Annotated in this window: 11 protein-coding genes; 6 read left to right on the forward strand and 5 right to left on the reverse strand. The window is 71.6% G+C overall.

Features of this window, described 5'->3' with window-relative positions; all coding sequences use genetic code 11:
- Window positions 1-5: 5 nt before the first annotated feature.
- From ABZ470_RS25515 to ABZ470_RS25525, 3 genes are all read left to right on the forward strand, one after another.
- On the forward strand, window positions 6-1160 hold the full coding sequence (locus tag ABZ470_RS25515) for a histidine kinase (protein WP_362914301.1): 1155 nt from the start codon (window positions 6-8) through the stop codon (window positions 1158-1160).
- The gene (locus ABZ470_RS25520; RefSeq protein WP_352016232.1) at window positions 1151-1795 is read left to right on the forward strand and encodes a response regulator transcription factor; all 645 of its coding nucleotides are present in this window, start codon (window positions 1151-1153) and stop codon (window positions 1793-1795) included. The genes ABZ470_RS25515 and ABZ470_RS25520 overlap by 10 nt, the downstream gene beginning before the upstream one ends.
- Before the next feature lie 1177 nt (window positions 1796-2972).
- On the forward strand, window positions 2973-3143 hold the full coding sequence (locus tag ABZ470_RS25525; protein ID WP_362914304.1) for a hypothetical protein: 171 nt from the start codon (window positions 2973-2975) through the stop codon (window positions 3141-3143).
- A gap of 244 nt (window positions 3144-3387) precedes the next feature.
- Here ABZ470_RS25525 and ABZ470_RS25530 read toward each other — a convergent pair whose 3' ends face one another.
- The 3 genes from ABZ470_RS25530 to ABZ470_RS25540 are packed head-to-tail and all read right to left on the reverse strand — an operon-like array spanning window position 3388 to window position 7720.
- Window positions 3388-4962, reverse strand: a complete 1575-nt coding sequence (locus tag ABZ470_RS25530) for an IucA/IucC family protein (RefSeq protein WP_362914306.1) — start codon at window positions 4960-4962, stop codon at window positions 3388-3390.
- Window positions 4959-6578 carry an IucA/IucC family protein gene (locus ABZ470_RS25535; protein ID WP_362914308.1) on the reverse strand — a complete coding sequence of 540 codons (1620 nt, stop codon included), beginning with the start codon at window positions 6576-6578 and terminating at the stop codon, window positions 4959-4961. The genes ABZ470_RS25530 and ABZ470_RS25535 overlap by 4 nt, the downstream gene beginning before the upstream one ends.
- Complete coding sequence (locus tag ABZ470_RS25540) at window positions 6563-7720, reverse strand: ATP-grasp domain-containing protein (RefSeq protein ID WP_362914310.1); 1158 nt, start codon at window positions 7718-7720, stop codon at window positions 6563-6565. The genes ABZ470_RS25535 and ABZ470_RS25540 overlap by 16 nt, the downstream gene beginning before the upstream one ends.
- Before the next feature lie 173 nt (window positions 7721-7893).
- Here ABZ470_RS25540 and nudC point away from each other — a divergent pair, with 173 nt between their 5' ends.
- The gene (gene nudC / locus ABZ470_RS25545) at window positions 7894-8871 is read left to right on the forward strand and encodes an NAD(+) diphosphatase (RefSeq protein ID WP_352016273.1); all 978 of its coding nucleotides are present in this window, start codon (window positions 7894-7896) and stop codon (window positions 8869-8871) included.
- On the opposite strand, the gene ABZ470_RS25550 is transcribed toward nudC, so the two are convergent.
- Both ABZ470_RS25550 and ABZ470_RS25555 read right to left on the reverse strand, forming a co-directional pair.
- Window positions 8872-9108: a mycoredoxin gene (locus ABZ470_RS25550; protein ID WP_184718882.1), complete on the reverse strand. Its 237-nt coding sequence runs from the start codon at window positions 9106-9108 to the stop codon at window positions 8872-8874.
- 89 nt (window positions 9109-9197) lie between these two features.
- Window positions 9198-10349 (reverse strand): alpha/beta hydrolase, encoded by a 1152-nt coding sequence (locus ABZ470_RS25555; RefSeq protein ID WP_352016227.1) that lies wholly within the window; start codon window positions 10347-10349, stop codon window positions 9198-9200.
- 178 nt (window positions 10350-10527) lie between these two features.
- On the opposite strand from ABZ470_RS25555, the gene ABZ470_RS25560 reads away from it, so the two are divergent.
- Both ABZ470_RS25560 and tesB read left to right on the forward strand, forming a co-directional pair.
- Window positions 10528-12645 (forward strand): ATP-dependent DNA helicase UvrD2, encoded by a 2118-nt coding sequence (locus tag ABZ470_RS25560; RefSeq protein ID WP_362914312.1) that lies wholly within the window; start codon window positions 10528-10530, stop codon window positions 12643-12645.
- Window positions 12642-13517, forward strand: coding sequence for an acyl-CoA thioesterase II (tesB, locus tag ABZ470_RS25565; protein WP_352016225.1), 876 nt, complete (start codon window positions 12642-12644; stop codon window positions 13515-13517). Before ABZ470_RS25560 ends, tesB begins: the two co-directional genes overlap by 4 nt.
- The last annotated feature ends 7 nt before the right edge of the window (window positions 13518-13524 follow it).

Consider the following 13524-nt stretch of genomic DNA (forward strand, 5'->3'; position numbering starts at 1 on the left):
CGCCCGTGTCAGGTAACCGGATCACCCGCGCCCTGGTCGGGGTGCTCGCGGGCGCCGTGCTGGGCCTCGTCGAACTGCTCTTCCTGTGCGCGGCGGCGCTCGTCCACCCGGTGCCCGCCGTACGGCCCGGCGTCGAGCGGATCCTGAACCGGCTGACCGCCCTCGAACGGGCGAGGCTGGCCGCCTGGTTCGACCACGAGACGACCGGGCACCCCCGGCGGGACGGCCGTCGCTATCTCGCCGTCCGCGCCCTCTTCGGCCTCCTCGCCGGGTACGGCAGCGCCGCCGGGCTGTTCCTCGGCGGGCTGTTCCTCTTCGGCGGCCTGTGGAACCTGGCCGGGGACAGGGCGCGGGCCGTACCGGTGCACCTGCCGGGGGTGCGGCTGGTGACCAGCGACGGGGTGCTCGGCCTCGCCGGAGGGACGGTCGTGCTGGCCCTGACCGTGCTCTGGCTTCTCGCCGCGGGGGCTGTGGAACGGCGCCTGGCCGACCACTTCCTCGGTCCCGGCACGCGGGAGTTGATGCGCAGGCGCATCGCCGAACTGACCGCGACCCGCTCGGGCGTCGTCAGGGCCGTGGACGACGAACGGCGCAGGATCGAGCGCGACCTGCACGACGGCGTGCAACAGCGGGGCGTCGCGCTGGCCATGCTGCTCGGCCGGGCCCGGGGCAATCCCGACCAGGCCAGGACCGCGGCGCTGGTCGAGGAGGCCTACGCCGAGTCTCGCCGCCTGCTCGACGAACTGCGCAGCGTGGCCTGGCGGATCTACCCGACCGCCCTGGACGAACTCGGCCTGCGCGCCGCGCTCGCCGGCGTCGCGGAACGGTCGCAGGTGCCGGTCACCGTGCACTACGGGCTGGCCGGGCGCCCTGCCTCCGCGATCGAGACGGCCCTGTACTTCGTCGCCAGGGAGGCGATCACCAACGCCGTCAAGCACGCGGACGCGCGTGAAATCCTGGTCGTCGTGGCCGAGGACGAACGGACGGTGAGCGTGACGATCTCAGACGACGGAGCGGGTGGCGCCGACCCCTCGGGCGGCGGACTGTCCGGCCTGGCCAGGCGGGTCCTGGCGCTCGACGGCACCTTCGACGTCCACAGCCCGCCCGGCGGGCCGACCAGGGTCGTCGCGACGCTGCCGAGGGACGTGCCGTGCGGCTGATCCTGGCCGACGACTCGGTACTGCTCCGCGAGGGCCTGGTCCGGCTGCTCGACGAGGCCGGGCACGAGGTGGTCGCGGCCGTCGGCGACGCGCGGGCGCTGCTCGACGCCGTCGAACGGCACCGCCCCGACGTGGCCGTGATCGACGTGCGGATGCCGCCGACCCACACCGACGAGGGGGTGCGCGCGGCCCTGGAGATCCGTGGGCGCAGGCCCGAGGTCGGTGTCCTGCTGCTGTCGCAGTACGTGGAGAAGACCTACGCCGCGACCCTTCTCTCCGGGGCGGGGGGACGGGTCGGATACCTGCTCAAGGACCGTGTCTCCGAGGTCGCCGACTTCCTGGAGTCGCTGGAGCGGGTGCACGCGGGCGGGACGGTCTTCGACCCGGAGGTGGTGCGCCAGCTGCTCGCCCGAACCACCCGCACCGACCCGCTGGACGGCCTGAGCGGGCGCGAGCGCGAGGTGCTCGGCCTCCTGGCGCAGGGCTTCGTCAACGCGGCGATCGCCGGACGCCTGCACGTGTCACTGAGCACCGTGGAGAAGCACATCAACGCGATCACGGACAAACTCGGCCTGCCGCGCGACCCCGGCTACAACCGCAGGGTGCTGGCGATCCTGCGCTACCTCGACGACTGAGTACGGCCCGGCCGGGGAAACGCGGATGCCGCGCCCGATGGGTCGGGCACGGCATCCGGTTCGTCTCCTCGCCCCCTGAAGGGGGCCGGACCCGTCAGGGCACCACCTCGTCACTGAGCGGGGTGCGGTTGCCCGGATGGACAGGCGGTGGGAGCGGGCAGCGGTTCAGCCGACCCTGCTGGGCCCTGCGGTCCAGGCGACTCCGCTGGGGCCCGCGGTCCAGCCTGCCCCGCTGGGTCCTGCGGTCCAGCCGACTCCGCTGGGCCCTGCGGTCCAGCCGGGCTTGTGGGGCTCGCAGGGATTGTAGGGCTCGCAGGGCTTGCGGGGCTCATGGGGCTTGTGGGGCCCATGACACCGAGGCTTCTCAGGTACATGACACCCAGGAGGTCCCTCGGGCCCCTCGGGTCCTCTGGGTCCTGCGGGTCCTCTGGGTCCTTCGGGTCCTTCGGGTCCTGCGGGTCCTTCAGGACCAGTGAGGCCTGTGGGCCCTTCAGGTCCTGTGGGCCCTTCAGGTCCTGTGGGTCCTTCGGGTCCTTCGGGTCCTTCGGGTCCTGCGGGTCCTTCAGGACCAGTGAGGCCTGTGGGGCCTGCAGGTCCTGCGGGCCCTTCAGGCCCTGTGGGACCTGCGGGTCCTTCAGGACCAGTGAGACCTGTGGGTCCTGCGGGACCTGCGGGACCGGCAGGGCCTGCGGGACCAGTGGCTCCGGCAGGGCCTGCGGGACCCCGCGGTCCGGCCTCGCGACCGGCAGGGCCTGCGGGGCCTGCGGGGCCGGCAGGACCGGCGGCTCCAGCGGGCCCGGGAGGTCCAGGAGGCCCGGGAGGCCCGGGAGGTCCGGCAGGCCCGGCAGGCCCGGGAGGTCCGGGGGGCCCACCCGGGGTTCCGGGGACACCCTGCGGTCCCTGAGGGCCTCGGGGCCCTGTCTTACCGTCGCGTCCATCCCGGCCATTGTGGCCATCCCGGCCGTTACGGCCATTGTGGCCGTTACGGCCGTTGTGGCACCTGCAATGCCTTCTCCAGCACCCACACCATCTGGAGGAGAGGCTGCCGATATGGAAAGTCTCACCGCGCGTGGCGAGGCCCGCGGGCTTGCCCTGCAGGGCGCTTTCCGAGCCAGGGGTCGCGGCGTTCGCCAGCGACTGGGAGGCAAGCGCGAGGAAAGTACCGATTGTCGCCGCCGTGGTGATCAATCCCCGTACGTACCTGCTGGAGTCGACGGTGGAAGCCCGTCCGGTACCACTAGAAGTCATCGCATTCCATGTCGTTGATGATTTCGGATACATGATCCGCCTGATGGCGGCAGGGGTGAAGTACCCGGTGATCGTTACAGTGATGCTTTTGGTTTATTAACGAAGATCAAAGAATTGACTGGTGTGTTCTGCCGCTTATTTCGGCTTCTTGTGTCATATGGAAGGTGGATTTTATCCATATTTCTTGGATGGTCGCGGTTGTCGCTCAGTAGGAGAGATATGTGTGGATGGCGTGATAAATCACCCAGAGAAAAGCCCGGCTACCGGAGGAAACCGGCGCCGGGCATGTGAGCCGGACGGAAGCCAGGAGGGCCCAGGAGGGGCCAGGAGGGGCCAGGAGAGCTCTAGGAGAGCATCGCCAATGGGTTGGCGACCGGGACGTACCCGGCCCGGCGGTCGGCCGAGCGCGCCCACCGCACCGAGAGGTTGGCCTTGGCCGGCAGCGGCGCCCCGGCCAGCAGGTCCGCCAGCGGACGCGGCCACCCCCTGGAGCCCGCGTATCCGGCCAGCACCTCCCCGGCGACCGCCCACAGCTCCCGCACCGGGCCGTCGCCCGCCAGAGAGGCGGCGATCTCGGACAGATGGTTGACCATCAGGCAGTAGACCACCCGGTCCCACCCCGGCCCGGAATCGTAGGTGAGCGCCTCGGCGACCCGCGAGGGCAGTCCGGACAGGTCGTGCCTGCCCGCCACGAGCTTGGTCCCCTCCAGGTCGCGGAAGACCGCCTCGACCGGCGACCCCGACGCGTCCACGCCGACCAGCACGTTCTGCAGGTGCGGTTCGAGCACCACGCCGTGCTCCAGGTAGGCCTCAAGCACCGGGAGCGCGACGCACTCGACATAGGCCCGCCACCAACCGGCCGGGTCGGCGGGCCCGGATCCGGGCACGGCCAGCGCGCCACTCAGCAGCGGGGTCACCCCCGGCCTGCACACCGACCACGGGCTGGTACGGATGATCACACCGAGCCCTTCGAACAGCCGGGTGCCCAGGTTCGCCGAGCGGTAGCCGGGCTCGCTCAGCCAGCGCGTCCCGGGGAAGGAGGCGGCCAGGTCGTCGAAGACCGGCCCGAGGCGCCGGGTCAGCTCGACCGCTCCGGCCAGTTCGTACCACGCGTTCTTCCTGACGCAGTTGGTGATCCGCACATCCAGGCTGAACTTCAGGCACCGGTCGATCCCGGGGTCGTAGACCGTACGGACCGAGGAGGTGGGAACCGCAGGGCGGGAGCCGTACCCCAGGTCGACCAGGCGGCCGTCGGCCAGCGGCACGGCGAGGTCGTCGGCGAGCAGGTCGAGCTGCCACGGGTGCGCGGGCAGGATCGTGTACCCCTCGGGCGCCGGGCCGAGCTCGTCGAGCCGCCCGGTCTCACCCGCCTCGGCCAGCACGTCGTCGCGGACCCCGAGCAGCCGGAGCGGGAAGCTCGCGTGCGCCTCGGGCGCGTAGCGCAGCCAGCCCGCCCCGTCGTGGGCCTTGGGACTCGGATGGAACGGGTGCCCGAAGACCAGCCGCTGCTCGGAGGCCAGCCACGGGTCGGCCGGTTCCCGCCCGCTCCGCCTGGCCGCGAGCAGCGCCGCCATGGCCCGCCTGCTCGCGCCGACCTGGGCGGCGAACTCCTCGTTCGTCCCGCCCAGCTCGCTCTCCACGAGCCCGACGAGCCGGTCGGCGTCGAGCGGGCGCCAGGCGCCCCCGTCGAGCCAGTCAGGGCGGCCCGCCAAGCGCAGCGCGAGCCCGCCGTGCGTCCTGGCCCGCAGCACGGTGCCGCCGACCCGCAGCAGCACGTACGGCTCGGCGTGCCAGACCTGTCCGCGAGGCCCGGCGACCTCCCTGACGCAGCAGCGCAGCAGCGCGGCGAGCGTCGCCTCCTCGGCGACGGCCGCGGGGGAGACGGCCGCGGAGCAGGGGTCGAGCGCGAGGCCGGTCATGGAATCCTTCGCATCGTCATGTTCTGGATGGCCGCAGGAGGGTGGCGCAGGTAGTTGGGCCCGCTGGTGCCGTAGAACTTGTTCACGTCACGGGCCCCGGTACGCGCCTTGTCGACCAGGGTCCCGGCGACGACCATCGACTTGCCGACGAGCCTGGCCGCCTCAAGGGTCCTGGCCCGCAGCAGCCGGGCCATCGGGTCGTCGCCGTACTCGGCGAGCGCCTCCCCGAGCGTGTCGCGGACCAGCAGGCAGGCCCGCGCCGGCGGCAGCGCGCAGAAGGCGACCGCCGCCGCGGCCAGGTGCAGCGTGATCGTCACGAACACGTCGGCGAGCGCGTGCGGGTCGTCGGTCAGCATCCGCTCGTCGGTGAAGTCCGGCACCGCGACGCCCTCGGCCAGCAGCCGGTCCGGTGAGGTCAGCAACCCGTCGTTGTCCTTGACCAGCAGCCTGGCCGGACCGTTCCCCAGCACCAGGGCCAGGTTCTGCTGGTGGGCCTCCAGGGCGGTGCCGTACCGGACGAAGAGCCGCACCTGGAAGCCGAACAGCAGCCTGAGGTAGGCGCCGAGCAGCGCCGTGACGTCCCCGCCGTACCACCGTCCGGCCAGCTCCTCCACGACGGGCACGCCCCGGGGGGTCGGCGCGGGCAGCGCGGCCACCGGGACGATCTCGCCGGGCGGCAGGCGGCGCAGGAGCCAGCCGAGATACTCGTGGTCCGCGTGGCCGTAGGTCTGCTCGTCGGCCAGCAGCACCCCCGGGTGCGGCAGCAGCCGCAGCAGCAGCTCCGCCCTGGCGCCGTCGGCGAGCGTGCCCGGTTTGATGGAGCGCCGGTTGCGCAGTCCCAGCGTGCTGGTCGGCAGCGGCAGCTTCACGTGCGTGCCCGCGTCGAGCGCGACCGTGCGCGTCGACAGCGTCGGCCTGACCTCCAGGTACGGCCGCGCCCCCACGACCGCCCACGGGATCTCCTCGACCACGGGAACGGTGAGCGGGTGCACGGGGAAGAGCACATGTGTGCGCGCCAGGGACGACGGCAGCCCCACCTCCGCGAAGCCCGGCGCGTACGGCATGGCCGCGCCGCGCGCCCGTTCCCGGGGCACGGCCGCCCAGCGCAGCTCGAAGGAGGGCGCGAACTCCGGCGCGTAGGCCGTCAGCTCGTCGTCGGACAGCCCGTTCCTGCACCGCGCCGTCGGATAGACCGGATGGTCGACGAAGGCGGCCAGCGTCTCGTACCGTACGGCGTCCAGCCGCTCCCCGGGCCCGGCGGCGGCCAGCAGGCCGAGCACCCGCTCCCGGTGGGCGGCGTGCAGCTCCAGGGCGCGCAGCGCCTGCTCGCACTCCTGGGCGAACGCCTCGATCCCCGGGCCGTCCTCCGGCGGGGCGACCTCCCCGAGGGTCAGCAGGACCTCGCGCAGGCCGAGCGTCTCCTCGGGGGCGACCACGAAGTCCTGGAAGAGCGACCCCGGCACCAGGCGCACCCCGCGCCCACCGGCCAGGGCCAGGGTGACGCCGCCCCTGTTCCCGGTGATCCGCCCGGCCAGGCCGCCGTAGTCCTCGCGCAGCAGCGCGTCCAGGACACGCGCGGCGAGGTACCGTTCCCGCGCGGTCACGCGATCACCCACGGTCTGTCCGCCGCGAAGGCCGTCAGGGCGGCGTCGACGCTCACCCGGTCGGGCCCGATCGCGCGGACGACCCCCAGATAGTCACGGTTGGTGTTGGTCGGTTCGATCCGGTCGCCGACGGCGCGCAGCGGCCGGTGCCAGAGCCTGACCCGGGCGCCGGGGGCGGGGGCGACCACTCCCGGAGCGGAGACGACGGTCCCGGCCCGCTCCGCGACCACGCTCAGCGCGGTCCCGTGCTCCCGGGCACCGCCCAGGTCCCCGGCCGGCAGGCCCAGGTGGACGCCGAGGATCCTCTCGAACAGCGGAACGCCGAGCAGGTTGCCGAGCAGGAGGTCACAGTGGTCGCCGATCACGCGGTAGTTGACCTCGATGATCCTGGGCCCCGCCTGCGTCATCACGTATTCGGTGTGACAGGCCCCGAAGCCCACGCCGAGCGCGTCCAGCGCCCGCAGCACATGGCCTGCCGCGGGTGGAGGCTCCCAGTCGAGTCGTTCCTCGACGAAGTACGGCAACGGCCCGAGCGTCGTCCTGAAGCCGCCGAGCACCCGTGTCCCGCTCCCGTCGCCGAGCGTCTCCAGCGTGTGCAGTGGGCCTTCGAGGTACTCCTCGACGACCAGCGCCTCACCGGGCCGTCTGGCGCCGATCGCGTGCAGGGCCTCTTCGAGCTCACGGTCGTCCCGCACCAGGACGACGTCCTCACTGGCGACGCCCTCGCGCGGTTTGACGACCGCGGGAAACGGCACGTCCCGGGGTACGGGGTCGCCGGGGGCGAGCCGTACCGAACGGACGGTCTCGACGCCCGCCTCCGCCAGGCGCGCGCGGGTGAGGGCCTTGTTCTTCGCGGTGACGCAGGCCCGCCAGTCCTTGCCGGGCAGGCCGAAGTAGGCCGCGGCCAGGGCCGTCTCGGCCTGCAGGTGGTCGGAGTTGGAGAAGATCGCGCCGGGCGTGTGGTGGCCGGAGACGGTGTCGATCACCGCGCGGGCGTCACGGACGTCGCAGCCGAGCACCTCGGTCCCCGAGTCCCGATGGTGCTCCGGTCTGTCGGTCAGAACGGTGACGTCGCAGCCCAGCGCGCGTGCCGCGGGCAGGAATCCGTCGGTGACCGAGTCGGTCGGCTTGAGCGCGGTGAGGTACAGCCGCATGGGACCCCCGGAATCAGGTAAGCCTAACCTAACTCGCCGCATCCTAGCCGTACAGAGATCATGTCGCTCGGCTGACTGGATATTCACCGCATATGCCCGGCTTGCCGCTCCCCGGAAAGCCGTCCACGGCGAGCGTCGTAGGATGCCAGTCGATCTGGGAGACGGGGAAGAACGTGGACATCACCACCCAAGAAGGACTGCTGGGGCCGCTGCTTCTCGCGCGCAGCGCGATCGACCGCTCCGCCGCGCTACGCGGTGACGCCGAGTGGCTCGAACGCGCGTGGGCCGACGGCGCGACCCGGGTCGTCGTGGTCGACGACGGGCGGGCGCTGGTCAGGCGGCACGGAGACGGGGTCGATCTCGTCCTGCTGCCCACGGACGAGGCGCCGCAGGGGGAGCGCTACCTGCTCGGCCTGGACGCCGAGGGGATCGCCTACTTCGCCGTCTCGGGATCGCTCCCGGCCGACGGGCCCGCCGCGCTTCCCGGGCGGATCGTCTCCGCCGTCGCGCTCTCGGCCATCGAGGAGGGGGCGGACGTCGTCGCCGGGCTGCGGCAGGTCGGCTCGCTGCTGGGGGACCTGGACGCCGGGCTGCTGGTCTACGCGGTCGCGCTTGAGGCCTGGCACGCCACCCACGCCTTCTGCCCGCGCTGCGGGAGCCGTACCGAGACGCGCTCCGGCGGGCACGTGCGGGTCTGTCCCGAGGACGGCAGCCAGCACTTCCCCCGGGTCGACCCCGCGGTGATCATGCTCGTGCACGACGAGGCGGACCGGTGCCTGCTGGCCAGGGGGCCGCAGTGGCCCCAGGGCCGTTTCTCGGTGCTCGCGGGCTTCGTCGAGCCGGGGGAGTCACTGGAGCACGCGGTGGCCAGGGAGGTCGCCGAGGAGGTCGGCGTGCGCGTCGTCGAGCCCCGCTACCTGGGCAGCCAGCCGTGGCCCTTCCCGCGCAGCCTGATGCTCGGCTTCATCGCGCGGGCGGTCACGACGGAGTTCACGGTCGACCAGGAAGAGATCTCCGAGGCCCGCTGGTTCAGCCGCGCCGAACTGCGGGCCGCGCTGGACAGCGGCGAGGTGCTTCCGCCGCCCGAGGTCTCGATCGCCAGGAGGCTGATCGAGACCTGGTACGGCGAGCCTCTTGCCGGAAACTGGTGATCAGGCGTTCAACCGGGCCTTGACCTCGATCACCGAGGGATTGGTGAGGGACGTGCCGTCCTCGAAGAGCACGGTCGGCACGGTCTGGTTGCCGTTGTTGACACTCTCGACGAACTGCGCGGCGTCGGGGTTCTGCTCGATGTCGATCTCCCGGTAGGAGATCCCCTCGCGGGTGAGCTGGGACTTCAGCCGCTTGCATGGGCCGCACCAGGTGGCGGTGTAAACCGTCAGCGCCATTTCGTGAGATTTCCCCTCGTGAGATGTTCAGCGCTCAGTGGCAACAAAGTGAGAGCCGTTCATCTTCCCGTCGCCTGGATTTCCGTCGGTCAGAGGAGCTTGCCCGCGATCCAGTCCTGGACCGTCTCGGCGACCCCGGGAAGCCGGTACATCGGCGTGCTGTGCTCGCTTCCCGGCTCGGTCAGCACCGTCATGCTCACACCGACGGCCTTGAGCCGCTCCTTGAGCCGCAGACTGTGCTCGGCGGGCACGAACTCGTCCTGGGAATGTACGGCCAGCTCCGGCACGTCGCCCTTGCTGGCGTGCCTCGGGACCTCCATGCTGGCCCAGATCTTCGGGCACTTGACGGGTTCGCAGCCTCCGGCGAGCTGGATGGCCGACTCACGCAGCTTGCGCTTGTTCAGGTCGAAGACGTCGGTCGCGCCGTCCTCGTAGGCCAGCATCGGCGAGGTCACCGGTGAGATGCCGACGACCCCGCGCAGGCCGGGCAGCCCGTCCCCGTAGGTGCCGACGGCGGAGGCCAGGTGCCCTCCCGCGGAGAAGCCGACGACCACGTAGTTGTTGGGGTCGAAGGACCACAGGGCGGCGTGCCTGCGGGCGGTGGCGATGGCGTCCAGCGCGTCGGTGCGCTGCGCGGGCCAGGCCGCGTCGCCGGACAGGCGGTAGTTGATGTTGAAGACCGTGTAACCCTGCTCGGCGTAGCTGGTGGTGATCGCGGTCATGTACTTCTTGTCGCCGCTCGACCACCAGCCGCCGTGGATCAGGAAGACACCGGGCCGCTTGAGGCCGTCGGTCTGGTGCCAGACGTCCATCCGCTGACGGGGGTGCGGGCCGTACGCGACGGTGTTGATGACGGTGCCGTCGAGCAGCGGGTTGTCGGTCGAGGCGACCCTCGGGGTCGCGGTGGCCGACGGCTTCTTCGGCTTGGCGGTCGCGCCGGCGGACGGTTTCGCCGTCGGGCTGGGCGTCGGCTTGGCGGTCGAGGTCGCGGTGGCCGACGCCGAGGTGGTCGTGGACGGCTCGGGGCTCGGATCGGCCTTCCTGGCGGAGTGCTTCGCCTTGGTGGAGTGCTTCGTCCTGGCCTTGCGCGTGGTGGTCGCCTTCGAGGCGGTGATGGACGCGCCGCCGTAGTGCGCCAGCGTGGCGGGGGAGGCGTGCGCCGCGGAGGATGTCTGTAGCGCCACGGGGCCGATCACCAACGCCGCCAGGGCGAGAGCGCTCACGGTCGCCGCGGTTCTCACAGGTTTCTTCCTTCCCTCGGACCCCAAAATCCCCCCTCATTGTGGAGGAACTGCCCTTTTTACGCATCTTCTGGAACGACGTAGGTTGACGGCGGCATGTTGCCAGAATGGGCGGAGCTTGGCCACCGACTGCCAGGATGTTCACAGCTGGCCTGTACAACCCGTGTAAGGAGTCCCCGTGGTCACAGACGACGTCCTGGCGGGACTGGATCCGGAACAGCGGGCGGTGGCCGAGGCGGTACGCGGACCGGTCTGCGTGCTCGCCGGAGCGGGGACCGGCAAGACCCGGGCGATCACCCACCGTGTCGCCCACGCGGTGCGCAGCGGAGTGGTCGACGCCCAGAGCGTGCTGGCCGTGACATTCACCACACGCGCCGCCGGTGAGCTCAGGCAGCGGCTGCGCGCGCTCGGCGCCCCGGGGGTGCAGGCCCGCACCTTCCACGCCGCCGCGCTGCGCCAGCTCACCTACTTCTGGCCGCGCGTCATCGGCGGAGACCCGCCCAAGGTGATCGAGTCGAAGCTGCCGCTGCTGGCCGACGCCTTCCGACTCGTCAGAAGGGCCCCGGACCGGGCCGAGCTGCGCGACGTCGCGGGCGAGATCGAGTGGGCCAAGGCCACCCAGATCGGCCCCGAGGACTACGCCGAGGCCGCGCGAAAGGCGGGCCGTACGCCGCCGGTGCCCGCGGAGGAGGTCTTCCGGCTCTTCGACGCCTACGAACGGCTCCGCCGCGAACGGCACCTGGTCGACTTCGAGACCATCCTCGAACTCACCGCCGCCGTGATGACCGAGCACCGTGAGGTGGCGGCACAGATCCGCCAGCAGTACCGCTACTTCGTCGTCGACGAGTACCAGGACGTCAACCCGCTGCAGAAACTCCTGCTCGACACCTGGCTCGGCGGACGCGACGACCTGTGCGTGGTCGGCGACCCCAACCAGACGATCTACTCCTTCACCGGCGCGACCCCCAGATATCTGACCGGCTTCTCCGTCGAGCATCCGGAGGCGGCCGTGATCAAGCTGGTCCGTGACTACCGCTCGACCCCCCAGGTCGTCTCCCTGGCCAACAGGCTGATCGACCGGTCGAAGAGCCCGCACCGGCTCACGCTGGTCGCCCAGCGCCCCGACGGTCCGGAACCCGGCTTCACCGAGTACGACGACGAGCAGGCCGAGGCCGCGGGGGTGGCACGCGCGATCCGAGCCCTCGTCGACGGCGGTGTCCCGTCCCGCGAGATCGCCGTGCTCTTCCGGGTCAACGCCCAGTCGGAGGCCTACGAGCAGGCCCTCACCACGGTCGGCGTGCCCTACCTGCTGCGCGGGGCCGACCGCTTCTTCGAACGCCCGGAGGTGCGCCACGCCGTCGTCCTGCTGCGCGGCGCCGCCCGCTCGGCCGCGCGGGACGACGAACTGGCCCCGACCGTCAGCGACATCCTCGCCGGGATCGGCCTGACCCCCGTGCCGCCGGGCGGAGGTGGGGCCCGGGAGAAGTGGGAGTCGCTCAGGGCCCTCGCCGACCTCGCCGAGGACATGGCCGCCGAAGGAGCCGACCTGACCGCCTTCGTGGCGGAGCTGGAGCGCAGGGCGGGCGAACAGCACGCGCCGCCGGTCGACGGCGTGACACTGGCCTCCCTGCACGCCGCCAAGGGCCTCGAATGGGACGCCGTCTTCCTGGTCGGTATGACCGAGGGCATGATGCCCATCGTCTACGCCAAGACACCGGAGCAGATCGAGGAGGAGCGCCGCCTGCTGTACGTCGGCGTCACCCGGGCCAGAGAGCACCTGGCGCTGTCGTGGGCGTTGGCCCGCTCACCCGGCGGGCACCGCTCCAGGAGGCCCTCCCGCTTCCTCGACGGCCTCACAGGACGTTCCGGAGGGTCCGGCCGTGCGACGTCGGCCTTCGCCGCGTTCGTGTCCGGAGGGGCGTCCCAGGGTTCGGCTTCAAGAAGGTCCGCCGGGCGTCGTGAGGTGGCCGCGCCGATCAACTGCCGTGTCTGCGGCAGGACCCTCGCCGCGGCCGCCGAGCAGAAGCTCGGCAGGTGCGCCACCTGCCCGGCCGACTACGACGAGGCCCTGCTGGAGAGCCTCAAGGCCTGGCGCGCCTCGGCCGCCAGGGAGGCCAAGGTTCCGGTCTACGTGGTCTTCACCGACGTCACCCTCCAGGCCATCGCGGAGCGAGCCCCGGCCACAGAAAGGGACCTGCTCTCTATAACCGGGATAGGACGCGTCAAAATGGACCGGTACGGCGAGGCGGTGCTGGCTCTCTGCCGTGCCGCCGCAGACCGGACGGAGGACGTGTGAACCAGGCTCTCAAGGAGTTGCTCGACCTGCTGGACCTGGAGCAGATCGAGTTGGACATCTTCCGGGGACGCAGCCCCGCCGAGGACGTCCAACGGGTCTTCGGCGGCCAGGTCGCCGCCCAGGCGCTGGTCGCGGCGGGCAGGACCGTCCCCCCGGAGCGTCACGTCCACTCGCTGCACGCCTACTTCATCAGGCCGGGCGACCCGGCGGTGCCGATCGTCTACAACGTGGAACGCGTCCGGGACGGCCGTTCCTTCACCACCCGCAGAGTCGTGGCCATCCAGCACGGCAAGGCGATATTCACCATGTCGGCCTCCTTCCACATCGACGAGCCGGGCCTCGCGCACCAGGCGACGACGATGCCCGAGGTGCCCGGCCCCGAGGAACTGGCGCCCTTCCCGGAGCGGATGCGGCAGGCCCTGGCGGACATGCCCGAGGACTCCCCCTGGCGGGAACTGCTGGCCAGGCCGCGTCCGCTCGACGCCCGCTACGCCACACCTCTTACCTGGGAGGCCCTGCGGGACCCCTCGCTGAGCCGTTCCACGACGAACGTCTGGTTCCGCTACGAGTCGGAGCTGCCCGACGACCCGCTGCTGCACGTGGTGCTGGCCGCCTACACCTCGGACTTCACCCTGGTGGACACCGTGCTGCTGGCCCACGGCCAGGCCTGGGGAACCCCGAACGTCTCCGGAGCCTCGCTGGACCACGCCATGTGGTTCCACCGCCCCTTCCGCGTCGACGAGTGGATGCTGTACGCCCAGGAGTCGCCCTGGTCGAGCTCCGCCCGGGGCCTGGCGAAGGGGGAGATGTTCACCCGGTCCGGGGAACTGGCCGTGTCGGTGGTCCAGGAAGCCATGATCCGTGTGAGTTAGTGGTAAA

Origin of the sequence: Streptosporangium sp. NPDC020072 (assembly GCF_040631445.1) — a bacterium.
Taxonomy (GTDB): domain Bacteria; phylum Actinomycetota; class Actinomycetes; order Streptosporangiales; family Streptosporangiaceae; genus Streptosporangium.